Origin of the sequence: Achromobacter spanius (assembly GCF_002812705.1) — a bacterium.
Lineage (GTDB): Bacteria > Pseudomonadota > Gammaproteobacteria > Burkholderiales > Burkholderiaceae_B > Achromobacter > Achromobacter spanius.
The window spans coordinates 89878-114777 of sequence record NZ_CP025030.1 but is presented as its reverse complement, the minus strand read 5'-3'; the positions used below and the strand labels follow the sequence as shown (position 1 = coordinate 114777).

Annotated in this window: 21 protein-coding genes, 1 tRNA gene and 1 pseudogene; 11 read left to right on the top strand and 12 right to left on the bottom strand. The window is 62.5% G+C overall.

Features of this window, described 5'->3' with window-relative positions; all coding sequences use genetic code 11:
• Positions 1-648 precede the first annotated feature (648 nt).
• On the bottom strand, positions 649-2073 hold the full coding sequence (locus tag CVS48_RS00535; RefSeq protein WP_003121551.1) for a Cu(+)/Ag(+) sensor histidine kinase: 1425 nt from the start codon (positions 2071-2073) through the stop codon (positions 649-651).
• The gene (locus CVS48_RS00530) at positions 2057-2749 is read right to left on the bottom strand and encodes a heavy metal response regulator transcription factor (protein ID WP_100857458.1); all 693 of its coding nucleotides are present in this window, start codon (positions 2747-2749) and stop codon (positions 2057-2059) included. Before CVS48_RS00530 ends, CVS48_RS00535 begins: the two co-directional genes overlap by 17 nt.
• A 254-nt stretch (positions 2750-3003) precedes the next feature.
• Between CVS48_RS00530 and CVS48_RS00525 the strand changes: the two are divergent.
• Both CVS48_RS00525 and CVS48_RS00520 read left to right on the top strand, forming a co-directional pair.
• Positions 3004-4170, top strand: a pseudogene (locus CVS48_RS00525) (copper resistance system multicopper oxidase); the annotation flags it as partial.
• Positions 4171-4244: 74 nt separating this feature from the next.
• A protein-coding gene (locus CVS48_RS00520) for an IS3-like element ISPa39 family transposase (protein ID WP_086009122.1) occupies positions 4245-5404 on the top strand; the annotation gives its coding sequence in 2 pieces (ribosomal slippage) (positions 4245-4503 and positions 4503-5404; 1161 coding nt in all).
• Here the strand turns inward: CVS48_RS00520 and CVS48_RS00515 are convergent.
• A complete protein-coding gene (locus CVS48_RS00515; protein WP_003116793.1) occupies positions 5405-5680 on the bottom strand; it encodes a hypothetical protein in 276 nt (91 codons plus the stop codon). It abuts the gene before it with no gap.
• Positions 5681-6095: 415 nt separating this feature from the next.
• Positions 6096-6888, bottom strand: a protein-coding gene (locus CVS48_RS00505) for an IS5-like element ISStma16 family transposase (RefSeq protein WP_086009121.1) whose coding sequence is annotated in 2 segments (ribosomal slippage) — positions 6096-6630 and positions 6629-6888 — 795 coding nt in all. Because the reading frame shifts where the segments join, the coding sequence is not laid out codon by codon here.
• Between the two features lie 278 nt (positions 6889-7166).
• Between CVS48_RS00505 and CVS48_RS00500 the strand changes: the two genes are divergently transcribed.
• On the top strand, positions 7167-8402 hold the full coding sequence (locus CVS48_RS00500) for a TolC family protein (protein WP_024099874.1): 1236 nt from the start codon (positions 7167-7169) through the stop codon (positions 8400-8402).
• Between the two features lie 212 nt (positions 8403-8614).
• On the opposite strand, the gene istB is transcribed toward CVS48_RS00500, so the two are convergent.
• From istB to CVS48_RS00475, 4 genes are all read right to left on the bottom strand, one after another.
• Positions 8615-9406: an IS21-like element ISPa36 family helper ATPase IstB gene (gene istB, locus CVS48_RS00490; RefSeq protein WP_003097544.1), complete on the bottom strand. Its 792-nt coding sequence runs from the start codon at positions 9404-9406 to the stop codon at positions 8615-8617.
• Complete coding sequence (gene istA, locus CVS48_RS00485; protein WP_003097546.1) at positions 9393-10892, bottom strand: IS21-like element ISPa36 family transposase; 1500 nt, start codon at positions 10890-10892, stop codon at positions 9393-9395. The genes istB and istA overlap by 14 nt, the downstream gene beginning before the upstream one ends.
• Before the next feature lie 119 nt (positions 10893-11011).
• Entirely contained in the window at positions 11012-12946 is a 1935-nt protein-coding gene (locus CVS48_RS00480; protein WP_003097548.1) for a tyrosine-type recombinase/integrase, read from the bottom strand.
• 227 nt (positions 12947-13173) lie between these two features.
• A tRNA-Gly gene (locus tag CVS48_RS00475) sits at positions 13174-13249 on the bottom strand.
• A 210-nt stretch (positions 13250-13459) separates the two neighbouring features.
• On the opposite strand from CVS48_RS00475, the gene murB reads away from it, so the two are divergent.
• On the top strand, positions 13460-14506 hold the full coding sequence (gene murB, locus CVS48_RS00470; protein ID WP_100852859.1) for a UDP-N-acetylmuramate dehydrogenase: 1047 nt from the start codon (positions 13460-13462) through the stop codon (positions 14504-14506).
• A 64-nt stretch (positions 14507-14570) separates the two neighbouring features.
• Here the strand turns inward: murB and dapB are convergent, their stop codons facing one another.
• Complete coding sequence (gene dapB / locus CVS48_RS00465; protein ID WP_100852858.1) at positions 14571-15362, bottom strand: 4-hydroxy-tetrahydrodipicolinate reductase; 792 nt, start codon at positions 15360-15362, stop codon at positions 14571-14573.
• Between the two features lie 18 nt (positions 15363-15380).
• Positions 15381-15917 carry an outer membrane protein assembly factor BamE gene (locus tag CVS48_RS00460; protein ID WP_100852857.1) on the bottom strand — a complete coding sequence of 179 codons (537 nt, stop codon included), beginning with the start codon at positions 15915-15917 and terminating at the stop codon, positions 15381-15383.
• Between the two features lie 155 nt (positions 15918-16072).
• Here CVS48_RS00460 and fur point away from each other — a divergent pair, with 155 nt between their 5' ends.
• Positions 16073-16492 carry a ferric iron uptake transcriptional regulator gene (fur, locus tag CVS48_RS00455; RefSeq protein WP_050447321.1) on the top strand — a complete coding sequence of 140 codons (420 nt, stop codon included), beginning with the start codon at positions 16073-16075 and terminating at the stop codon, positions 16490-16492.
• Positions 16493-16619: 127 nt separating this feature from the next.
• On the opposite strand, the gene recN is transcribed toward fur, so the two are convergent.
• Entirely contained in the window at positions 16620-18281 is a 1662-nt protein-coding gene (gene recN, locus CVS48_RS00450) for a DNA repair protein RecN (RefSeq protein WP_100852856.1), read from the bottom strand.
• A gap of 13 nt (positions 18282-18294) precedes the next feature.
• Positions 18295-19194: an NAD kinase gene (locus CVS48_RS00445; RefSeq protein ID WP_100852855.1), complete on the bottom strand. Its 900-nt coding sequence runs from the start codon at positions 19192-19194 to the stop codon at positions 18295-18297.
• A 141-nt stretch (positions 19195-19335) separates the two neighbouring features.
• On the opposite strand from CVS48_RS00445, the gene hrcA reads away from it, so the two are divergent.
• The 6 genes from hrcA (at position 19336) to dnaK (ending at position 24845) form a co-directional block, all read left to right on the top strand.
• Entirely contained in the window at positions 19336-20340 is a 1005-nt protein-coding gene (gene hrcA / locus CVS48_RS00440; RefSeq protein WP_050447240.1) for a heat-inducible transcriptional repressor HrcA, read from the top strand.
• A gap of 45 nt (positions 20341-20385) precedes the next feature.
• Positions 20386-21510 carry a ferrochelatase gene (gene hemH / locus CVS48_RS00435; RefSeq protein ID WP_100852854.1) on the top strand — a complete coding sequence of 375 codons (1125 nt, stop codon included), beginning with the start codon at positions 20386-20388 and terminating at the stop codon, positions 21508-21510.
• Positions 21500-21736 (top strand): hypothetical protein, encoded by a 237-nt coding sequence (locus CVS48_RS00430; RefSeq protein ID WP_100852853.1) that lies wholly within the window; start codon positions 21500-21502, stop codon positions 21734-21736. The genes hemH and CVS48_RS00430 overlap by 11 nt, the downstream gene beginning before the upstream one ends.
• A gap of 123 nt (positions 21737-21859) precedes the next feature.
• A complete protein-coding gene (grpE, locus tag CVS48_RS00425; RefSeq protein WP_050447236.1) occupies positions 21860-22417 on the top strand; it encodes a nucleotide exchange factor GrpE in 558 nt (185 codons plus the stop codon).
• A gap of 17 nt (positions 22418-22434) precedes the next feature.
• Positions 22435-22839, top strand: coding sequence for a thioredoxin family protein (locus CVS48_RS00420; protein WP_100852852.1), 405 nt, complete (start codon positions 22435-22437; stop codon positions 22837-22839).
• 80 nt (positions 22840-22919) lie between these two features.
• Positions 22920-24845 (top strand): molecular chaperone DnaK, encoded by a 1926-nt coding sequence (gene dnaK / locus CVS48_RS00415; protein WP_050447234.1) that lies wholly within the window; start codon positions 22920-22922, stop codon positions 24843-24845.
• Positions 24846-24900: the final 55 nt, after the last annotated feature.

Here is a 24900-nt window from a genome sequence, read left to right as displayed (position 1 = left end):
GTCCTCAACGCGGTTCAGGGACAACCCGCCCGGCATCGCTATGGAGCTTCCACGCCACGCCTCAAGACCGGCGCTGCAAGGCATGGCGGGGCGTTCTCGCCTGTCGTTGTGGGGTTGACCTGGCCCGCGTCAGCGGGCGAGTCGGAGAAGCCTTCGGGCGGGGTGCAGTGGTCAAGTTTTAGTGGACACCTGCATAGGTAGTTTTGGCGGTTGGCTGCGTTCATATGCAGCCGGCGCCTGATAGCAGTACCTTGATCTTGATCAATAAGACTCTCTGTACCCAGCTACGGGTACATATACCCGCGCAACGAACCAGCAGACCAACTTCCAACTCACCTCAGGGGCTCAGCGCACACAGCCAGGTCTGCGCGCGATCGAGGCGCCGAGCAGGCAGACGTTCGGCACTGACCGCTGAGGCTATCGACGATCGGTGACCGGATCACGACCGAGCAAAGGCCCCCGCGCGCGGTGTGGACGTAGCGATGGGATACACAAGCGCATGATGTCGGCGCCTGCCGCTAGGACTGGGCACGTGGCAGTCACGGAGAAAAAATGTCCCGCTCGCGTAGCAACGTGGCCGGCCGGGTAGATCCCAGAATCAGGCAAAGAGATACGCCAGTTGGCTGGACGGACCGCAGCGCCCTCGGACTACTGCCGCAGATGGGGCAATACCAAGTCAAACCTGGTGACAAGCTCACTGGAGGTCACGGCAACGGAGCCACCATGTGCCTCCGCAATCGATTTCACGATGGCAAGGCCAAGACCGGCGCCCGCCGTATTTCGTTGCCGTGCCGGATCAACTCGGTAGAAGCGGTTGAAGAGCTTTGGTAGATCGCGCTCAGGAATTCTCTCACCGGGATTGACCACACTGATCGTTGTCCACTGCTCGTCCTGCGAAAGCAAGACCGTGATGCTCTTGCCGCGAGGCGTGTGTCGAATTGCATTCGAGAGAAGATTGTTCAGCGCCCGGGTGAGCATTTCCCGATCCGCCGCTATGCTGCCGATCGCCCCTTTAACACCAAGCGTAATGCCGCTATCTTCTGCCAGCGCCTCGAAATAGTCGAACAGACTCCGCACCAATTCGGACAGATCAATGGTAGACAGACGCAAGTTGCGGGGATCATTTTCCGTTTGGGCAAGAAACAGCATGTCACCAATCATGCGTCCCATCCGATCAAACTCTTCCAAATTTGAATAGAGGATTTCTCTGTATTCCTCGTTGCTGCGCGGCTGGCCAAGCGCCACGTGAGTCTGCGTGACCAGGTTGGTGACGGGCGTGCGCAACTCGTGCGCGATGTCTGCGGAAAAGTGTGATAGCCGGGTGAAGCCTTCCTCGATTCTCGCCAACATATCGTTGAAGGCGAATACCAGTTCCGCCAGTTCGATCGGCACATCCCGAGGATCCAGCCTCACATCCAGCTTTGAAGAGCGAATCGCCCGAATCTCTTCATTGACCTTGCGAATCGGCAGGTGGCCCCACTGCACCGCCAGCCAAGCCACACCGAGCGCCAGGCACATGACCAAGCCGGTTGCCCACCAGAGCATGCGCTTGAACTCCGCCAGGAAGTCGAGATGAAAGCCGATGTCCATGGCAGCGACGATGCGGTAGCCGGGCGCCGCTGAATCGTCAGCAGGCAGTTGCAGCACCACACCTCGATATGACCTCTGATCCTCCTGCCACACGATCAAATCGTCAGCGGTGATGCGGTTGACCAACTTTTTGCTACTGGCAAGTTTAGACAGGTCAGGACCGGGCGTGGCATAGATGCTATTGCCAGCCCCATCGTAGACGCCGTACGTCATCCCATGATGTCCTGCGACTGCGTTGGCCAAGTGTTGCTTCAGTTCGTCGCTTGCGATGTCACTTGCAAGCTGGTGCAAGGGCTGAGCCAAAGCGGTTGTCACTGCCTCCAGTTCGTGGGCATCCTGTTGAGCAAAGTGGTGCTCCAACGACCGGAGAATGACCCAATTGAACACAAGAAACACCAAGGTCGTGGCGATACCAACGAGGGCCGTGACCCTCAATGCAAGCGACGCTGGACGGCTTTGCCGCGGCTTATGGCGCAGGGGCATCATCGGGCGCATCGAGCGTGTATCCCATTCCACGCACGGTGTGGATGAGCTTCGGATTGAACGCATCGTCTATCTTCGCGCGTAGACGGCGGATGGCTACATCGATGACGTTGCTGTCGCTGTCGAAATTCATGTCCCATACCTGCGACGCGATCAGAGACCGTGGAAGGACCTCCCCCTGGCGACGGGCCAGGAGCTCAAGCAACGCGAACTCCTTGCTGGTGAGATTGATGCGTTGGCCAGCGGGCGTTGCGCGCCGGCGCGCCAAGTCCAGCACCAAATCGGCAACCTGGATGCGATCAGGCTGGCTCGGAGCGCTTCCGCGTCGCAGCAGCGTCCGCACCCGCGCCAGCAACTCAGAGAACGCGAATGGCTTGACGAGGTAGTCGTCCGCTCCCAGTTCCAATCCCTTGACACGGTCGTCTACACCGCCACGCGCCGTCAGAAAGAGCACAGGGACCTGTTTACCGGCATCTCGAAGGGCACGCACGATGCGCCAGCCATCGACATCCGGCAGCATGACATCCAAGACCACCAGATCGTATGTCTCGCCCATGGCCAGGTGGTGTCCGTCCAATCCGTTGCGCGCCAGATCCACGACGAATCCCGCCTCCATGAGACCTTGGCGGACGTAATCCGCCGTCTTGTTCTCGTCTTCAACGACCAGCAGTTTCATCGCATGTCCCATGAAATCGCTACGGCGCGGAAAAATAGCCGCTCACGATGTACGCATTCATCCACTTTCAATCAGCAATTTACTGGTTGCCAGCTTCCACGAACATGACACGAACATTACATGAATGTAATTCAGGGGTCATTCGATGGAAAGTGCCCAACCCATAGCATGACCTGCATTGCGTCGAACTGTGCCGCTCAGGATGGGGTGGCGTTTAGAACGACTTCCGAGTCATCTATGGAGGATTTCAGGCCATGCCGCCTCGTTCACCCTTTTTTATCGTGCCCACACAGGGCCTTTCTCGTCGGCGTTTCGTCCAAGGGTTAGCCGCCGGCGGCGTTCTCGCTGGGCTGTCCACGCCGGCGTTCAAGGCATTTGCCCAGCAAGGCTCCGCGACGCGCGGTGCCGCCCCTGTGCTGAAGGGCACCGAGTTCGACTTGGTGATCGCCGAATCGCCCGTGAACTTCACGGGCAAGCCAGGCGTGGCTACGACCATCAACGGCTCGCTGCCGGCACCGACATTGCGTTGGCGCGAGGGTGACACCGTCACAATCCGTGTAACCAACAAGCTGCGTGAAGCCACATCCATTCACTGGCACGGGATCATCCTGCCGTATCAGATGGATGGCGTGCCGGGCATCAGCTTCAATGGCATCGCTCCCGGCGAGACCTTCACGTACCGCTTCAAGGTTCAGCAGAGCGGCTCCTACTGGTACCACTCGCACTCCGGCTTCCAGGAACTCACGGGCATGTACGGGGCGATCATCATCGACCCCGCTGGCGCCGAGACCATCCACGCCGACCGTGACCACGTGCTGCTGTTCTCGGATTGGACCGACGAAGACCCGATGCGGGTGTTCACCAAGCTCAAGTCCCAAAGCGACTATTACAACTACAACCAACCTACCGTCTTCGACTTCTTCCGGGACGCCTCGCGCGAAGGCACGGCCGCTGCGATCGACAAGCGCAAGATGTGGAACGAGATGCGGATGAATCCGACGGATCTCGCAGATCTGTCTGCCGCCACGCTGACCTATCTGGCCAACGGCGTCACCCCCGCCGGCAATTGGACGGCGCTGTTCCGACCGGGTGAGCGCGTGCGGCTGCGCATGGTCAACGGTGCGGGCAACACCTTCTACGACGTACGCATTCCAGGACTGAAACTCACGGTGGTGCACGTCGATGGTGTTGACGTGGAGCCGGTGACCGTCGATGAGTTCCGATTCGGTCCTGGCGAAACCGTCGACGTGATCGTCCAGCCACGGGATGACGCTTACACGATCTTCGCCCAGGCGATGGACCGGACAGGCTACGCGCGTGCCACGCTGGCCGTGCGTGAAGGTCTTCAAGCTCCCGTGCCTGCCCTCGATCCGGTCGAATGGCTGACCATGAACGACATGATGGGCGGCATGATGGGGGGCATGGACCATTGACCTGCCCCCCGTTTTCCGGGCCAACCTGATCTTAGTAGAGTCCGTCTCACAAGAGGACGGACATGAAGAAGCGATACACCGAAGAGCAGATCATCGGCTTCCTGAAGCAGGCGGCCGCCGGCACGCCGGTCAAGGAGCTTTGCCGCAAGCACGGCTTCAGTGACGCGTCGTTCTACCTGTGGCGGCGCAAGTTCGGCGGCATGGATGTGCCCGACGCCAAGCGCCTGAAGGCACTGGAAGCGGAGAACGCGCGGCTCAAAAAGCTGTTGGCCGAGTCGATGTTGGACAACGAAGCGCTGAGGATCGTGGCGCGGGGAAAATACTGAGCCCGCCGACGCGACGGGCTGCCGTCGCGGACGTGCGGGCGAAGCTGGGCCTGTCGGAGCGGCGGGCCTGCCGGGCACTGGGCTTGTCACGCAGCGTGTTGCACTACCAGCCGCGCATGGCGAACGCGCCGTTGCAGGCCAGGCTCGTTGCGTTGGCGGGCGAACGTCGCCGGTTCGGCTACCGACGGCTGCACATCCTGCTGGAACGGGAGGGCTGGATCGCCAACCACAAGCGAATCTACCGGCTGTACCGCAACGCTGGCCTGGCGGTGCGCAAGCGCCGCAAGCGCGATCGCGTGGCCGTCGAGCGCCGTCCGCTGCAGCTGCCGTCGGGGCCCAACCACACCTGGTCGATGGACTTCGTCTTCGACGCCCTGGCCAACGGGCGCCCGATCAAGTGCCTGACGGTGGTGGACGATTGCACCAAGGAAGCGGTGGAAATCGCCGTCGGCCGGAGGATAAATGGCCAGAACGTGGCCGACATCCTGGATGCGGTATGCCGTTTCCGCGGCTACCCCGCGGCGATCAGGACCGACCAGGGACCCGAGTTTACCGGCCGGGCGCTGGACCAGTGGGCGACCGCCAACGGCGTGACGCTTGTGCTGACCCAGCCAGGGAAACCCACGCAGAACGCCTATGTGGAGAGCTTCAACGGCAAGTTCCGGGACGAATGCTTGAACGAAAACTGGTTTATCTCGCTCGAGCACGCACGGGCGGTAATCGCCATCTGGCGCAAGGACTACAACGAGGTGCGTCCGCACAGCTCACTGCCCAAATGCACGCCTGCCGAGTTCGCCGCCGCGCTGCGCAACGAAGGTGCCTTGACTGGTTCGACCGCTGATCGAAACCTGACCCACCGGAGCGGTATGCTCCCCAACCTGGACTCTACTAAGTAGCTAGTGGCCCTGAGAAAGGGGGCAGGTCACGGAATCTGCACGCGCCCAATAGCCGATGGCCCCTACGAGGTCATTACGCACCTGCAGCGACTCTCGGGACAGACGAATCTTGTAGCTGATCGATTTGAGCTTAGAGCCTTGCGAGTTGCCGAGGCGCGTAAAGCATGACAACCACGTGCGGTGCCCGCCCTTGCCGGTGGATTTGCAGCGGGTGCCGGTTCGGGCCAAGGCGCCGTCCAGACGCATCAATTCATCCTGGAAACTGACCTTGATCAATTCAACTCCCTACAACTTCCAATAGTATGTCCGCATGATCGGCTTAAGGCGCCTTCTCGCAAGATGGAGCCGCTGGATTACCAGCGGCCTAGTCGTAACCTTGCTTTTCTCGCAGGTTGCGATGGCGATGTACGTCTGTCCCAAGCCAGACCCGAGGGCATCTGTGGAAACCACGCAAATGCGTGCCACGATCTCGATGCAGCAGGCTGACAAGTTGCCAATGTCGGATTGCACCGGCATGCCTGATTCCATGGACAGCGAAGCGCCACAGTTGTGCCACGCTCATTGCAGTGGCGATCGGGAGTCGGCGCTTTCATGGCAGGGGCTGGACATTCAGTTTCTCGCGGCGCACGTGATGTGGCTCGCCAACTCGCTGCCCGGGTTGGTTCTCGACCGGGTAGCCCTCAGAGCGTGTTCAAAGTCTTTTGAGCAAGAGCACCAAGAATGCCAAGTGGACGAACTGCAGGCTGGTGTTGAGCCATCGCTCGCAGTTCTTCCACAGCCTCCTGTTCTTGTCCAGCCAGGCAAAGCTGCGTTCCACGACCCAGCGCTTGGGCATCACTTTGAAAGTGTGAAGCTCGCTTCTCTTGGCGATCTGCACCGTCACATGCCCTCCCAGAATCTGCTGCACGCCTTGCGCGAACGGCCGACCGATGTAGCCTGCATCGCACAGCAGGCTTTGTAGCCGGCTCAACCGGGGCTTGCAGCGCTGTAGCGCCTGCAGTGCGCCTTTGCGGTCCGTCACCTCGGCCGTGGTCACCGCTATCGCATGCGGCAATCCCTGGGTGTCCACCGCGATGTGGCGCTTGATGCCCGAGACCTTCTTGCCTGCGTCATAGCCCTTCAAGCCCGCCGTGTCCGTGTTCTTCACGCTCTGCGCGTCCACGATCAAGAGCGTGCTGCAGGCGTTGCGCCCCAGTTTCTCGCGGGCCGCGCCAACCTGATTTTTTTAATGCCTGCTCCAGCAGGCTGCCACCCTCGCGTGGCTCGCTCCAGATGGCAAAGTACGAGTGCACGGTGCGCCATTTGGGAAAGTCGCTGGGCAGTGCCCGCCACTGACAGCCCGTGCGCAGCAGGTACAGCACGGCGCAGAACACCTCGTACAGCTCCACTTTGCGTGGGGCAGTCTTTCTGCGCGCACTCTCCAGCAATGGCCGGATCACCTCGAACTGCTCGCGCTTGATGTCGCTGGGGTAGCCTTTTCTCACCCAGCGAGCTTCTCACATCAAGAGGGCGAGACTTTGAACACGTTCTCAGGCGGCACGTTACCTACATTCCTCCCAATCCCCGCGCGGGCTTTCCGCCGATCTACCTCACGTTCCAAGTCCTGCGGAATTGATTTATGTGTCCGTGCTCGCCGCGCACCGATGCGGCAGACCACGTGATTTCGTGAATACCAATTCCGAGGACAACCATGTTTACTCCCTTTTTTGGCGCCCCCGAGGGGCGCCCGTCGGCGTACGGCCGAGGCACAACGCCGGCCTCGATGCGAGTGCATCGTCTGAAAGCTATCAGCATCGCGTTGGCGGGCAGTGCGCTTGTCTCGCCTGTAGCCTACGCCCTCGATTTTGCTGAGGCACGCCTTATCGCGGAGCAGCAGAGCCCACGCATAAGCGCGCAGCAGTTGCAGGTTAACGTCGCCGAATCCGTGCAGAAGGCAGCAGGCTCGCTGCCCGACCCCAAGCTCTCGCTCGGCATCGAAAACTACCCCATCAGCGGCATGGATCGCTGGAGCATGACGCGCGAATCCATGACGATGCAGCGCTTGGCGCTCATGCAGGAAGTGCCCAACAGGGCCAAGCGCGACGCCCAGGTCGCCAGCGCGCAGGCGCGTGTGGATCGAGAACGCGCGGCGCTGGTTTTGCAGCGATTGCAGATCCGCCAGGAACTCAGCCTGGCGTGGATCGCCGCGCAGGCGGTGGAGCAACGGGAGATACTGCTGACGGAACTGCTCGCGGAGAACCAGCGCCTGCAAGACAGTCTCCCCGCTCGCGTCGCCGGCGGCACCGCCCAGGCTGGCGATCTGTTGGTCGCGGAACAGGAGGCGCTGACACTCACGGACCGCCGTGACGATCTACAGCGGGACCGGGCCAAGGCCAGGGCCGCGTTGCGGCGCTGGGTGGGCTCCAGGGCCGACGAAGCACTGCAAGGCGATCCAGGCCCGCTCACTCGCCCCGTCGCGCAACTGCGCACAGAACTGGCGAATCACGCGGAGCTTGAACTCTATCCGGCGATGCAAAGCATGGCCCGGGCCGAGTCCCGCGAAGCCCAATCAGAGACCCGCGGCGATTGGGCCTGGGAGATAGCCTATAGCCGGCGTGATCGCCGATGGGGCGACATGGTGTCATTTCAGGTGACATTCGATCTGCCTTGGCAGAAGGATCGACGCCAAGTGCCCATGATCGAGGCAAAACGGCACGAGTTGGAACGTCTGGACGCCGAACGCGAAGACGTGGCGCGGCGGCATTTGCAGGAGCTGGACGACAGCGCCGCCGAACTCCAAGCGTTGAACAGCCAGATCGACCGCCTGCAGACCGCCGGCTTGCAACTGGTACGGAACCGAGCGGCGCTTGCATTGAGCAACTACCGATCCGCCAAGGGGGACCTGAGCGCTGTGCTCAGTGCACGCGCCCAGGTGCTGGAGACGCGCATGCGTCTGATCGACCTTGGAGCGCAGCGCGACAGCCTCGTCGCCCGACTGAACAGCCTGATCGCGGACTGAGTGGAGACCCTCGCCATGAATACCTCTTCGAGAAACATCCTTGCCGGCTTGACGCTGGTTGCTGCCGGTATTGCCGTTGGATGGGGCGTCGCCCAATGGCGCGCCGGCCACCTCAGCGGCTCCCCCGCTGCCAACGTCTGTTGGCGCGCACTTAAAACTGACCCAGGCTGCGCGTTGAACTTTGACCCACCCGGTGTACGGGGCTGAGGGTATCAGTTGGTGGTCTGGGTGGTGGCCTCCTTTGCCCTGATTCTGGCTTTGGTCTTGTTGGCGGCGGTGCTGTTGCGCAGCCGCCAGGAGTCGTTGCCGGTCTCCAGGATGTGGCAGTGGTGGGTGATGCGATCCAGCAGCGCGGTGGTCATCTTGGCGTCGCCGAACACCTGACCCCATTCGGAGAAGGCCAAGTTGGTGGTGATGGCGAGGCTGGTGCGCTCGTAGAGCTTGCTGATCAGGTGGAACAGCAGCGCGCCGCCTGAGGGGGTGAACGGCAGGTAGCCCAGTTCATCGAGGATGACCAGGTCGGCATAGGTCAGGCGCAGGGCGATCTGCCCGGCCTTGCCCTGGGCCTGTTCCTTCTCCAGCGCATTGACCAGTTCGATGGTGGAGAAGAAGCGCACGCGCAGGCGATGCTGGCGCACGGCCTGGATGCCGATGGCGGTGGCCAGGTGGGTCTTGCCGGTGCCCGGTCCACCGACAAGGACGACGTTCTCGGGGGTGTGGATGAAGTCACCCTGGTGGAGTCGTTCGACCAGTGCGCGATCAACGGGACTGGCCGCGAAGTCGAACCCGAGCAGGTCACGATGGACGGGGAAACGTGCGGCCTTCATCTGGTTGGCCTGGGCACGAACCTGCCGTTCGGCGGACTCGGCCTGCAGCAGTTCGGCCATCCAGTGTTCGGGCTCCATGGTGTGCAGGCGCATCTTGGCCAGCAGTTCGGGCCACTGGCTGGCCATGCCGTGCAGCTTGAGCTGCTGCATGCGCAGCGGCAGGTCAGGCGTCGACATGATCTGCCTCCCGCAGGGCGTCGTAGCGGGCCGGATCGGACACCGGCGGATGACGCAGCGTCACTCGCGAGGCGACCGTCTCGATCGTGCGGTCCGGATGCTGCAATCGCCCCAGCACGTTGAGCACGTGGTCGGCGCGCACCAGGCCGGACTCGAGTGCCAGTTCCACCGCCACCAGTACCGCTTCGAGCCCGTGCACGGGTACGGCGGCCAGCACCTGGGCCATGGCGCGGTCGCCGTGAGGCTGGCGCAGCAACACCTGCTGCAGCTTGCGCAGCGGATCGGGCATGGACAGGAACGGCGCGCCGTCACGCAGTGCCCCCGGCTTGCGCTGGACCAGGGCGATGTAGTGCTGCCAGTCGTAGTGGACCCGATCACGCTCGAAGCTGCGCCGGTGGCGGGCGACCTCGGCCTCGCCGACCACCACGGCCAGTTCGAAGGGATACACGCGCAGGCTGGCGACGGCGTGGGCGTGTTCGCACGGCACGCTGTAGCGGTTGCGCTGGAAGCTGACCAGCGCGGTCGAACTGACCCGCACCGGCCGCTCGATGTAGCCGTCGAAGGGCGCGGGCATCGGCATCAGGTGGGGCTGTTCGTCCTCCAGAGCTTCGGCCACGGTGATGTCGGAGGCATCCGGATGCGCCTGCATCGGCCAAGCGGCGCGGCACTCGCTGGCGAGCCAGGCGTTGAGGGTGTCCAGATCTGGCCAGTGGCGGGCCCCGGCCTCGATCCAGATCTGTCGGCGCCGGTCCTGCACGTTCTTCTCGACCCGCCCCTTCTCCCAACCCGCGGCGCGGTTGCAGAACTCCGCGGCGAACAGGTAGTGGCTGGTCATGGCGTGGAAGCGGGCGTTGACCCGCCGTTCCCGGTGCTGGCCGATCCCGTCCACCGCCGTCTTCATGTTGTCGTAGATGCCGCGGCGCGGCACGCCACCGAAGGCGGTAAACGCCTGGGTATGAGCATCGAACAGCATCTCGTGGCTCTGGGTGGGATAGGCCACCAACCAGAAGGCGCGGCTGCAGGCCAGCTTCACGTGGGCGAGATCCAGCGGCATCTTGGCGTGGCTGCCGACGAAGGCGTACTCGCGGCTCCAGTCGAACTGGAAGGCTTCACCCGGAGGAAAGTGCAACGGCACGAAGGCCGGGCGGCGGCTGGCGCCGCCGGCCGCCTTCCACTGGCGGATGAAGGCCGTCACCCGGGTGTAGGTGCCCGGATAGCCGATCGCCTGCAACTGCGAGAACAGCACCTTGGCGGTGCGTTGTTCCCGCCGGGGACGATGGCTGTCGGCACGCAGCCACGTCTCCAACTGGGACCGGTAGGGATCGAGCCGGGAGGGCGAGGCTCGCCTGGGATAGACCGGCTCGGACTGGCCGCTGCGCAGCCATCGCCGGATGGTATTGCGGGATAGGCCCGTGCGCTTGGCGATCTCGCGCAGCGGCAGGCCATCGCGGAAATGCATCCGCCGGATCTTGGCCAACATGACCATGGTGATCACTCCTGAAATCCCCCGAGCAAAAGATGCTCAGGATGTGGGCTTCAGGTGGGTCAGTTTTACCCGCGCATCACCGCCGAAAGTGGGTCAGTTCTGGATGCGCGCCAACAGCGTCAGGCACTTTCGAGCATTGCCGCATCATTTAGCAACCGTTGAATGCGCTGGCGAGTCTCCTCTGGAATACCTTGCACAGACGAGTCAGGTCCGGGCCTGTTTGGCTGCTGCTGGGTGCCCGCGATGACCCGCACGACCATGCCCAAATTTCCTGGTGTCACGATGTCGATGGCTGCGCGATCACCCAGGTCCGGATGTGGGCGGGTCAGCATCCGGTACAGGTCCCACGGATCCGCATGCGGGCACTGGTTCATGAGCACCTGTGCCAGCTTGTGCTTGAGGGGTACCAGCTGCCAGTCGGGCACGCGTTGCCCGCGGTTGCCCAAGCTGATGGACAGCAGCTTGCCCGCCTTCAGCTCGCGGTTGATCTGGTCCTTGGACTTCCCGGCCAACTTGCCGAACAGCGGGACCGGCAGACTGCTCGGCGATTCGTAGATGACCAGCATTTCCTCGCGCTCGCGCTGGATGACAGACACCTCCGGCTCTGGCGCATGCGTCGGGGGCGGTGGTACCTGCGACAGTCGCTGGAATGTGATTCCCCCGTCGTTTGGCGTCACGACGATGGGTTCGGCCACCACAGGCGGAACGGATGCCGCAGAAGCAGCAGCGACGATGGTGTTGGGCTTGTCCTCCTCTGCCATGGCCGGCACGCCCTCGATATGGATCGTGAGGTGCGCGCTGGCCGCTTCCACTTGGCCCTGTTCGAGCAGATCGAGACGATCCGCCCAGTCCTGCATCATCCGGCGGCGCGGCTCAACATACTTGGCGTGGTTGTAGGCCGAACTCACCTTGTTCGGGTCCGAGTGCGAAAGCTGCGCGTCCACCCAAATCTTGGGATAGCCGATCTCGTTGAGCGCCGTCGAGATGGTTCCGCGGATGCCGTGACCGGTCAGTTGATCCTCGTAGCCCATTCGTTTCAAGGCCGCGTTGAGGGTGTTCTCGCTGATGCGCTTCTTGAGTTCGCTGCGGTGCGTGAGCAGATGGACCTGGGCCGGCCTCATCACACCCAACAGGTAGCGCACGATCTCGATGGCCTGCACGGACAACGGCACGATGTAGGGCGGAACGTCCTGCGGGCGCTTGCCGGCCTTGCGCATCTCGTCTTGGAGTTGCTTGACGATCTGCGGCGGGATGATCCACAGGCCACGGTCGAGATCGAACTGGTCCGGGGTCGCCAGCCGCAGCTCGCCGGTACGCACGCCGGTCAGGAACAGCAGCCGGATGCCGAGTTGGGTCTGCCAACCACGAGGGTTGTAGAGCCTGAGCTTGTGCAGGAACTCGGGAAGCTCCGGAAGATGCAGGTAGGGGTTGTGGTTCACCGGGGGCTTGGGCTCGGCCACCACGTCCAGGTCGGAGGCCGGATTGGCTTCCAGCCCCTCCACGATGACGAGGGCATAGCGGAACAACTGCCCCAGCCAGGTGCGGACCTTCTCGGCAGTGGTGAACGCCTTGCGCTCCTCGATCCTCGCCAGGACGCCCAGGAGTTGGGGCCGGCGAATGTCGTAGATCGACATCTGCTTGAGGCTAGGCAGCACGTCCTTGTTGAAGATCCGCAGGATTTGCGACAGCGTGCTGTTCCTGCCCTCCTTGATTTCCTTGCGGCGATGCTCGACCCACGCATCGAAGACGGCCTTGAAGGTGTAGTCGGCCGCAAGCTTGACCGCGTGTCGCTTCTGTTTCCGATCGGTATGGGGGTTGACGCCCTTTGCCAGAAGCGCCCGGGCTTCGTCGCGCAAGGTGCGCGCTTCGCGCAAACCGATCTCGGGGTAGTTCCCCAGGGAGATGCGCTTTTGCTTGCCGAGCCAGTAATAGCGCAAATGCCACGACTTGCCGCCGGTGCGGGCGACCACCAGGCCGAGGCCATCGGTGTCGGGGATGCTGTAGGTTTTCTCGGCGGCCTTGGCTTGCCGCACGGTCAGATCAGAGAGTGTCATCATCAAGCTCCTAAGTCTTGGACTTAGGCCCGATGCTGCTTGTCATCCCGATCCAACCCCAGCAACAACCCGGAACCGGCACGACCCGCATTCTTTGGCCTTGTTTTTGGCCTCAAAAATGGTGGCTGTCAGTGGACTTCCGTGGCTTTCGCTGGAATGAAAAAAGGAGCCGAAGCTCCTCTTTTCAATGACTTACAGACGTCAGTGGAAGTCTGTAGATCATAAATTGGAGCGGGAGACGAGTCTCGAACTCGCGACCTCAACCTTGGCAAGGTTGCGCTCTACCAACTGAGCTACTCCCGCATGGGTTCCGTCATGCACTACTCAGAACCTGTTTCTTATTCACTCTGATCAACTTGGTTATCGATCAGAAGGCGCGCATCTTACATGATTTTTTTGAGCTTGTCATTCGGGTTTGGTACTTGGCCGAACCAATGGCCAGTGGGCTAAACCCAAACACTCAATCAAGTAATATGAGCGAAGACCGAAACTATAGCATAACCCGTAGCACCCATGTCAACACACTCTGCTATCGAAACGGCGCCAAACGCGCTGACTCCCGTTGCCCAAGACCTGAGCCCGCTGAATACGCTGGGATTGGCGTCACGAGCCGAAGCGTTCGTATCGGTGGACGACGTGTCCCAACTGCCGGCCTTGTCCGATCTGGCGCGGCGTGCGGATAGCCTCTTGGTACTGGGCGGCGGCAGCAATCTGGTGTTGCCCGAGCGCGTTCCCGGGCTGGTGGCCAAGGTGGCATTCAAGGGCGTGCGCCTGTTGCAGGACCGGTCGGACGCCTGGCTGGTTGAAGCGGCGGGCGGGGAAAACTGGCACGGCTTTGTTGAGCAATGTGTGGCGCAAGCTTGGGATGGGCTGGAAAACCTGGCGCTGATTCCGGGCACGGTCGGCGCGGCGCCGGTACAGAACATTGGTGCGTACGGCGTTGAGTTTGAAGAACGGTTTCACAGCCTGACCGCCTGGGATGTCCCGGCGGGGCGCTTCGTTGAGATGGGGCCTTCCGACTGCCGTTTTTCCTATCGCGACAGCGCCTTCAAGCACGACGCGCCGGGCCGCTGGATCATCGTCAGCGTGCGCTTCGCCTTGCCCCGGCCCTGGCGCCCCATGCTGGGCTATCCCGACCTGCAACGCCACGAGCGGCTTGCGCAGGGTGGGCCCACCGCGCGGGCCATTTTCGATGCGGTCTGCGAAATTCGCCGCGCGAAGTTGCCCGATCCTGCCGTGACCGGCAACGCCGGCAGCTTTTTCAAGAACCCGATTGTTGAAGCCGATGTGCGCGACAGTCTGGCTCAGCAGTTCCCGGGCTTGGTGTCCTATGCGCAGTCAGATGGCCGCTACAAGCTGGCGGCGGGCTGGCTGATCGACCAATGCGGTTGGAAAGGGCAGGCGCTGGGTGCGGCCGGCGTGCATGACCGGCAAGCGCTGGTGCTGGTGAACCGAGGCGGCGCCACGGCTGCCGACATCATGGCTTTGGCGCGCGAAATTCAAGCGTCGGTGCAGGCGCGTTACGGCGTCAAGCTGGAGCCTGAGCCCGTGGTGGTGTAAGGCAATGCAGCGCGCATGAAAAAAGGATCCCGTGGGATCCTTTTTTCGTTGGAAGAGGCCAGGTTTACAGGCCCAGCACGGATTGCATGTCGTACAGGCCGTTGTGCTTGTCTTCCAGGAAGCGGGCGGCGCGCAACGCGCCTTCCGCGTAGGTGGCGCGGCTACCGGAGCGATGCGTGATTTCGATGCGCTCGCCAATGCCGCAGAACGATACGGTGTGGTCGCCCACGATGTCGCCGCCGCGCAGGACCGAGAAGCCGATGGTGCCGGGCTTGCGCACGCCGGTGTCGCCATGGCGGCTCCAGGTGGCTACGTCAGGCAGCGCCACGTCCCAGGCGGACGCAATGGTTTCGCCCATCTTCAGCGCGGTGCCCGAGGGCGCGTCGACCTTGTTGCGGTGGTGCGCTTCGAACACTTCCACGTCGTAGCCCGAGTTCAGGATGCGGGCAGCCATGTCCAGCAGCTTGAGCGTGGCGTTGACGCCCACGCTCATGTTGGGCGCGAACACGATGGCGATTTTTTGCGCGGCCACTTCGATGGCGGCGCGGCCGTTGTCGTCGAACCCGGTGGTGCCGATGACGGCTCGCGTGCCGTGCTTGACGCAGGCTTGCAGATGTTCCAGCGTACCTTCGGGCCGCGTGAAATCGATCAGGCAATCCGCATTGGCCAGCGCGTCAAGATCATCGGTGATGAGCACGCCGGTCTGCTGGCCCAGCGGGGCGCCCGCGTCCTGGCCCAGCGCGGTCGAGCCCTTGCGGTCCAGTGCAACCGTCAATTGCAGGTCGGTGGACTTGAGGATGGCGTCGATCAGCATCTGGCCCATACGGCCGCTTGCGCCGGCAATTGCAATACGCATGAAAAAAATCCTTGGAAGTTACCGGAGCGGCTCGGGCGCGTTGCCAGGCTGGCCGGGGTACTGGTTCAGCGGGCTGACGGGGGCGTCGGCATCACGCTTTTCCAGGTCTTGCTCTTGGTTGATCCGGGCTTCGTCCCGATCCAGGCGCTCGTCCGCCTTTTCGTCGGCGGTGCTGCTGGGCGTGTTCAGCTGATAGGGTTGCAGGTCAGGCTGCTTGTCGCCTTCCCAGCGGGTCAGGCGGTCGTTTTCGAACCAGACGGTGAACTTGCGTTCACGCGCTTCGCCGTAGCCGGGCTTGTAGTAGTAGGGGTAGTCCCAGCGGTTGGCGTGCAGCACGCTGGTAAGCGTGGGGCTGCCCAGCGCAAAGCGGACTTGCTCTCGCGTCATGCCGGGCTGCAACAGCGCGACTTGTTCCTGGGTGATCCAGTTGCCTTGCTGGACACCGGCTTTGTAGGGGAAGCCCCACTTGTCCCCCGAGCAGCCGGCAAGAGCGATGGCCAGGGCGGCAACGGCCAATCCGGTCTTCAGCGAGCGGGAGGGAATTCGTGCAATCATGGACACTACGCGCCCCTATTATTTGGAAGCAGACAAAACCGTTATCATAAAGGTTTCATAAGGATAGTTCCGCGAGGCGGCATGAAATCAGGTGAGCCGGCTCGCGGTGACCCTTGAACCTGCCCATGCCTACGCGGACGGAGAGCGATTACACCATGAGCGACCAAAGCGAACTGAAGAACATGGGTTTGAAGGCGACATTTCCGCGCCTGAAAATTCTTGATATTTTCCGCAAATCCGATCTGCGCCACCTCAGCGCCGAAGATGTTTACCGCGCCCTGATCGGCGAAAACGTCGAAATCGGTCTGGCGACGGTCTACCGCGTGCTGACGCAGTTTGAACAGGCAGGCATCCTGGCTCGCAGCCAGTTCGACAGCGGCAAGGCCGTCTTCGAACTGAACGACGGCGACCACCACGATCACCTGATCTGCACGAATTGCGGCACGGTGGTCGAGTTCTCGGATCCGGACATCGAAAAGCGCCAGCAAAAGATCGCCAAGGACAACGGTTTCGCGCTGGAAAGCCACGCGATGGTGTTGTACGGCGTGTGCAGCACCTGCATGAAAGGGCGCTAAACCGCTAGCGTTCGCCCCACGGTCTGTGGCCGCGCTCGCTGCGGGCCAGTGAGATCAAAAGCCCCTTTTAATAGAAGGGGCTTTTTTTATGTGCGTTTTGTATGCAAGAACCTGAACTCGCACGGCGTCAGGCGGCGGGTTGGCCGAAACCTTCCAGCATTTCGCGGGCGTGTTCGCGGGTGGTCGCGGTGAGTTTGATGCCCCCCAGCATGCGGGCAATTTCCTCGACGCGCGCCGCGGCGTCCAGTTCTTCGATGCTGGAGCGCGTGGTGCCGCGCGATTCGGTCTTGCTGACCAGGAACTGGTTGTTGGCGCAAGCCGCCACCTGGGGCAGGTGGGTCACGCACAGCACTTGATGGCGTTCGCCCAGTTCGCGCAAGAGCTTGCCCACCGCTTCGGCCACCGCGCCACCCACACCGCTGTCGACCTCGTCGAAGATCAGCGTGGGCACACGCGCCGCGCGGCTGGCAATGACGGACAGTGCCAGGGAAATGCGTGACAACTCGCCGCCCGAAGCCACCTTGGCCAAGGGGCGCGGCGTGGTGCCGGCGTGGCCGGCCACCAGGAATTCCACCTGCTCGTTGCCGTGCGCGGACGGCGCGCCGGGCGTCAGCGTGGGTTCAAACTTCCCGCCTTGCATGGCGAGGGTCTGCATAGCCAGCGTGACTTGCTTGCCGAGGTCTTTGGCTACTTTGCGGCGGGCCGTCGTCAGCTTGGCGGCGGCAGCGTCGTATTGCGCCTGGGCGGCTGTCGACTGCGCGCGCAGCGCGTCGATGTCGCCCGCCGCTTGCAGCGCAGTCAGTTCGGCATGCAGGGAATCGCGCAGTTCGCACAGCGCGTCGGGCTCGACACGGAATTTCCGCGCGGTTTCAAACACCAGGCCCAGGCGCGCTTCCACGTCGGCCAGCCGCTTGGGGTCAAGGTCGACACGGCTGACATAGTTGTTCAAGTCGGACACGGCTTCGCTGATGGCGATGCGGGCGGACTCCAGTTCGTCGTACACGCCTTGCAGGCCGGGGTCGTGCCGCAGCATTTGGTGAATGCGGTGATTGGCGGCGGTGACGCGGTGGTGCGCGGAATCGCCTTCGCCATCCAGCCCTTCCAGGATTTGCGAGGCGCCATCCAGCAGCGACTGGGAATGCGACAGGCGCGTGTGCTCGGATTGCAGGGCGTCCCATTCGTCCGGCCCCAGCGCCAGTTGATCAAGCTCATCAACCTGCCATTGCAGGCGCTCGCGCTCGTTAGCCAGGCTGGCGGCGTCTTTTTCGGCGGCTTCCAATTGGCGTGCCAGCGCGCGCCATTGCTTCCAGGCCTGGCCCACGGCCTGGCGCAGATCGCCATGGCCGCCGTGGGCGTCAAGCAGATCGCGTTGGGCGTCGGGGCGCATCAGGCTTTGATGGGCGTGCTGGCCATGGATGTCGACCAAGCTGTCGCCCAGCTCGCGCAATTGCCCCACGGTGGCCGGCGTGCCGTTGATATAGGCGCGGCTGCGGCCTTGCGCATCGATGACACGGCGCAGCGAGAGTTCGTCGTCGGCGTCTATTTCGCGTTCGGCCAGCCAGGCGTGCAGTGACTTGGGGGTATCGAACACGGCGGTGATGTCGGCGCGCGGCGCGCCTTCGCGCAGCATGCTGGCGTCGCCGCGTTCGCCAAGCGTCAGCGCCAGGGCGTCCACCAGGATGGATTTGCCGGCGCCGGTCTCGCCGGAGAACACGGTAAAGCCGGAGCCGAAATGGATCTCGGTCTGTTCGACAATGACGAAGTCGCGGATATGCAGGGTGCGCAGCATGTCGGGGCGCTTACTACTCTACGTTGTCGGTGGCTTGGGGCATCAGGTTCCAGTGCAGCTTGCGGCGCAGGGTGGAAAAGAAGCTGTAGCCCTCGGGATGCACGAAGCGGATGGTGTGCGGCGCGCGCTGCACGACGATACGGTCGCCGGGTTGCAGGTCCGACCAGGTCTGCATGTCGAAATGCACGCTGGCGCCGACTTCCACGCGGCCCATGGCGGTAAGCGTCATGTTCAGCACGCCGGTGTCGGGAATGACGATAGGGCGGTTCGACAGCGTTTGCGGCGCCACGGGCACCAGCACCATGGCGTTCAAGCCGGGGTGCAGGATGGGGCCGTTGGCCGACAGCGCATAGGCGGTTGAGCCGGTGGGCGTGGCGATGATCAGGCCGTCGGCGCGCTGCGTGTACATGAAAGCGCCGTCCAGTTCGACGCGCACTTCAATCATGCCGCCGCGTCCGGCGCGGTTCAGCACGACGTCGTTGAGTGCCGACGCCGAATACATTTTCTGGTCGCCGCGCCATACGCTGCCTTCGAGCAGCATGCGTTCTTCGATCTGGAAGCTGCCTTCCAGCACGCGGGCCAAGGCGCCGTGCGCGTCCTGCAAGGGAATATCGGTAATGAAGCCCAGCCGCCCATGGTTGATGCCCACCAGCGGCACGCCGTAGGGCGCCAGATGCCGGCCCGCGCCCAGCACGGTGCCGTCGCCGCCCATCACGACGGCCAGCGACGCATTTTGGCCGATCTCTTCGAGGGTAGCCACCGGGTATTCGGTCAGGCCCGTGTTGCGGGCGGTGTCCGCATCGATGAGCACATGCCTGCCCGCTTGCGTCAGCGCGTGCGCAAGGGCTCTCAGCGGGGTGTCCAGGCCGGTGTCCTGGTATCTGCCGATCAGGGCGACGGTAGGAAAGTGCATGGATGCGGGCGAATCAAAAAGGCGGGACCCGAAGGTCAAAATCTACCCGGAATGGGCGGATTAGCCGATTATATGGGGCCGCATATCGGCTTGCGGGACAAAAATCGCCTTAATTGGAAAAGATTCCCTAAAATACCTGCTATGGATGACCGCGCACGCGCACTACTGAAAGCGTTGATAGAACGCTACATCGCCGATGGGCAGCCTGTCGGCTCGCGGACGCTATCGAAAGTCTTCGACTTGTCCCCAGCCACAATCCGCAATGTCATGGCGGATCTGGAAGAGCTGGGGCTGATCCATAGCCCGCACACCTCCGCCGGCCGCGTTCCCACGCCGCGGGGCTATCGCATGTTCGTCGATTCCCTGCTGGCGGTTCAGCAGTATCAATTGCAGCCTCACAACATCGGCGAAATGCTGTCGGCCGCGGAACCCACCCGTGCCGTCAATGCGGCCGCCGCCTTGCTGTCGAACCTCACGCAGTTTGCCGGCGTGGTGCTGACGCCCAAGCGCGCCCAGGTGTTTCGCCAGATTGAATTCATTCGTCTGTCCGACAAGCGCGTGTTGCTGATCATCGTCACGCCTGACGGCGACGTCCAGAACCGCATTCTGTTCGTACAGCGCGACTACGCCGAAGCCGAATTGCTGGAAGCCGGCAATTTCTTCAACATGCACTTCGCGGGCAAGTCCTTCAACGCGGTGCGCCAGACGCTGTCCACGGAACTGGCACAACTGCGCGAAGACATCTCGCGCCTGATGCAGGCGGCGGTCGAGGCCAGCGCCGAAGCCGCCGAGGACGGCGACGCCATGGTCATTTCCGGCGAGCGCAAGCTGCTGGACGTGACCGACATTGCGTCCGACATGGACCGCCTGCGCAAAATGTTCTCGCTGTTCGAAAAAAAGACCGATCTGCTTCAACTGCTGGACGTGTCCAGCCGGGCGCAGGGCGTGCAGATCTATATCGGCGGCGATTCCCAACTGGTGCCGATGGAAGAGGTTTCGGTCATCACGGCGCCTTACGGGGTGGACGGCAAGGTGGTGGGCACGCTGGGAGTCATCGGCCCGACCCGCATGGCTTACGAACGCGTGATTCCCATTGTGGACATCACGGCTCGCCTGCTGTCCAACGCCCTTAGCCACAATCAGTAGTTCCATTCAAAGCTACATCCTCCTTGCGGAGGAAGGGGAGTTTTTGTGTTTCTTCGCCTGTTCAAGTATTTGTGGCCTGAACGCTACCTGCCGGAAACCGAGCAGGATGACCCCTTCAACGAAGACCCGCCTGCACGCGCGCCGAGCAAGGTCGGGGTGCTGCTGGTCAACCTTGGCACGCCGGATACCCCGGACATACCAGGCATCCGCAAATACCTGGGCGAATTCCTGTCCGACCCCCGCGTCATTGAAATCCCCCGCTATCTCTGGAAGCCCATTCTGCATGGGCTGGTGCTGACCTTGCGTCCCAAGAAGCTCGCGCCGCGCTATGCCGGCGTCTGGCTGAAGGACGGCTCGCCGCTCATGGTTTACAGCCGGCGGCAGGCGGACGGCGTGCGCGCCGCGCTGGAAGTGGCGGGCATCGACGCCGTGGTCGAGTTGGGCATGCGCTACGGCAACCCGTCCATTCCGGACACGATCTCCCGCCTGCGCGCGGCCGGTTGCGAGCGCATCCTGACCGTGCCGCTGTACCCGCAGTACGCCGCCAGCACCACCGCCACCGTGGTGGACGCCGTGACCCGGCATGCCGCGCGTTTGCGCGACCAGCCCGAACTGCGCTTCACCAAGCGGTTCCACGAAGACCCGCTCTGGCTGGACCCGCTGGCTGCCCGCATCGAATCCTTCTGGCGCGACCACGGCAAGCCGCAGAAACTGGTCATGAGCTTCCACGGTTTGCCGCGTTATTCCATTGAGCTGGGTGACCCTTATTACCGCGATTGCATGGAATCGGCGCGCCTGCTGTCGCAACGCCTGTCCCTGCCGCGTGAGCAGATTGAAGTGACCTTCCAAAGCCGCTTCGGCACGGCCCGTTGGCTCGAACCCTATACCGAGCCGACGCTCAAGGCCTTGGCCGCATCGGGGGTTACCGAGGTGGATGTGGTGTGTCCGGGATTTGTGGCAGACTGTCTGGAAACCCTGGAAGAGATCAGCCTGGAATGCCGCGACGCCTTTATCGAGGCGGGCGGCAAGCAGTTTCGGTACATCCCCGCGCTGAACGACGACCCTGCATGGATCGCCGGCTTGGCTACTCTGGTGGAACGAAACTTGCAGGGTTGGCCGTTGAAGATCCAGGTCAACACGGACTTGAAGGAGAAGGCGCATGCACCATGATCCCAAGAGCGGCAAGGAAGTGAAAAAGGGGGCGGTCGCGACCCCCGTGGACGAAGATCAGGTCGAGCACGACCTGGACGAAGCGCTGGCGGAGACCTTCCCGGCCAGCGACCCCATCGCGATCCGTCCGGATCCCGACGATGACGACAAGCAGGTTGACCGCGCGCTCAAGGAAAGCTTTCCGGCCAGCGACCCGGCCGCGCCCGCGCAACCGGGCAAAAAGTAAGCGGCCAAGCCCGCCCGGGCCAGGGCGGGCGCCGTCAGGGAATATTTCGCTTTCCCGGGCTTGAAATAGGGGTATTGGCCCCCATTCATGTCTGCGAAAGCCATTCTTTTTGGAGGATTCCCCATGACGGCACCCCACGAGCCTGCAGATCAGACGCCCGAAGTCGGCCAAAACGCCGACGCGGCCCCCGCCGCCCAGGACGACGCTCAGGCCGAGCTGAACGAGTTGCGCGCCCAGTTGGACGCGGCCCAGGCTACCGTCAATGAGCAGCACGACCAGCTTCTGCGTGTGCAAGCCGAAGCTGAAAACGTGCGCCGCCGCGCCCAGGAAGAAGTGTCCAAGGCGCGTAAGTTCGGCATTGAATCGTTTGCCGAGAGCCTGGTTCCGGTGAAAGACAGCCTGGAAGCTGCATTGGCCCAGCCCGACCAGACCGTTCAAACGCTGCGCGAAGGCGTCGAAGTGACCTTGAAGCAGTTGTCCGCCGCGTTCGAGCGCAACATGCTGAAAGACATTGCGCCGGCCCAGGGCGACAAGTTCGACCCGCACCTGCATCAGGCAATTTCGTCCATTCCCCATGAGCAGCCCGCCAATACCGTGGTGCAGTTGCTGCAAAAGGGCTACGTCATCGCCGACCGCACGTTGCGCCCGGCGCTGGTGGTTGTGTCCGCCGGCCAAGGCTGAACCGCACCCCGCGCGCCATGACCGGTCCCCGCTTCGATCCGGCTCAAGTCTTCCAGGTGTTCGGCATGCGTCATGTCGACACCGCGGGATTCGACGCCGCCGTGGTCCAGGCGCCGGGAACGGATCTGCGTTGCGTGTTTTTGTGGGGGCAGGATTGCTATAACTGCAATCTTTTCAAGCAGGCGGCGCTGCTGCACCAGGATAGTTTGCGGAACCTGGGCTTGACCTGGTTCGAGGCTGACGTCTACGCCGACGAACCCTTGGGCCGGCGCTTTTCGCTGCATGGTGTCCCCACTTTTGTGCTGTATCGGGCCGGCAAACGGTTGGGGCGCATCACCGGTTGGCCCGGATTGCCCCAATTCACGGCGGCGATCCAGCGCTTGCAGGATCCGATTGCGGAAAATTCAAGCCCGACGTCTTGAAAACACTGCGAGCAACCCCAGTTATGTGGGGACAAGAAGTTTTCCTCTATTTTCATAGATTCAATTCAAGGTAACCCACCATGAGCAAGATTATTGGCATTGACCTGGGCACGACCAACAGCTGCGTGGCTGTCATGGACGGCGGGCAGGTCAAAATCATTGAAAACGCGGAAGGCACTCGCACCACTCCCTCGATCGTCGCCTACATGGACGACGGCGAGACGTTGGTCGGCGCGCCTGCCAAGCGTCAGGCCGTGACCAACCCGCGCAACACGCTGTACGCCGTGAAGCGCCTGATCGGCCGCAAGTTCGAAGAAAAGGCAGTGCAAAAGGACATCGACCTGATGCCCTACACCATTGCTCGCGCCGACAACGGCGACGCCTGGGTGGAAGTGCGCGGCAAGAAGATGGCGCCTCCCCAAGTGTCGGCCGACGTGCTGCGCAAGATGAAGAAGACCGCCGAGGACTACCTGGGCGAAGAAGTGACCGAGGCCGTCATCACCGTGCCCGCCTACTTCAACGACAGCCAGCGCCAGGCCACCAAGGACGCCGGCCGCATCGCTGGTCTGGAAGTCAAGCGCATCATCAACGAACCCACCGCGGCTGCGTTGGCCTTTGGCCTGGACAAGACCGAAAAGGGCGACCGCAAGATCGCCGTCTATGACTTGGGTGGCGGCACGTTCGACGTGTCCATCATCGAAATCGCTGACGTCGACGGTGAAAAGCAGTTTGAAGTGCTGTCGACCAACGGCGACACCTTCCTGGGCGGCGAAGACTTCGACCAGCGCATCATTGACTACATCATTGCCGAGTTCAAGAAAGAACAAGGCGTGGATCTGTCCAAGGACGTGCTGGCCCTGCAACGCCTGAAGGAAGCGGCTGAAAAGGCCAAGATCGAACTGTCTTCGGCGCAGCAAACCGAAATCAACCTGCCGTACATCACGGCGGACGCCTCGGGCCCGAAGCACTTGAACCTGAAGATCTCGCGCGCCAAGCTGGAAGCGCTGGTCGAAGAACTGATCGAACGCACGATCGAACCCTGCCGCGTCGCCATCAAGGACGCCGGCGTGAAGGTTTCCGACATCGACGACGTGATCCTGGTCGGCGGCATGACCCGCATGCCCAAGGTTCAGGAAAAGGTGAAGGAATTCTTCGGCAAGGAACCGCGCAAGGACGTGAACCCTGACGAAGCCGTCGCCGCCGGCGCCGCCATTCAAGGTTCCGTGCTGTCGGGCGACCGCAAGGACGTGCTGCTGCTGGACGTGACGCCGCTGTCGCTGGGTATCGAAACCCTGGGCGGCGTGATGACGAAGATGATCCAGAAGAACACGACGATCCCGACCCGGTTCTCGCAAACCTTCTCGACCGCTGACGACAACCAGCCGGCCGTGACGATCAAGGTGTTCCAGGGCGAACGCGAAATCGCCGCGGGCAACAAGGCGCTGGGCGAGTTCAACCTTGAAGGGATTCCGCCGTCGCCGCGTGGCATGCCGCAGATCGAAGTCACGTTCGACATCGACGCCAACGGCATCCTGCACGTGTCCGCGAAAGACAAGGGCACCGGCAAGGAAAACAAGATCACCATCAAGGCCAACTCGGGTCTGTCGGAAGACGAGATCCAGCGCATGGTCAAGGATGCCGAGGCCAACGCCGAGGAAGATCACCGCGTTGCCGAGCTGGCTCAGTCGCGCAACCAGGCCGACGCGCTGGTGCACGCCACCCGCAAGTCCTTGACCGAGTACGGCGACAAGCTCGAGGCTTCCGAAAAGGAAAGCATCGAGGCCGCCATCAAGGACCTGGAAGACACGCTGAAAGAAGGCGACAAGGCCGCGATCGACGCCAAGGTGGAAGCCCTGTCGACCGCATCGCAGAAGCTGGGCGAAAAGATGTACGCCGACATGCAGGCGCAGCAAGCCGCCGGCCAGCAGCAAGCGGCCGATAACGCGAAGCCGGTGGACGACAACGTCGTTGACGCCGACTTCAAGGAAGTCAAGCGCGACCAATAATGGCCGGGCGCTGACCAGCCTCTGCCGCCCGGTAGCCGGAGAAATCCGCCTACCG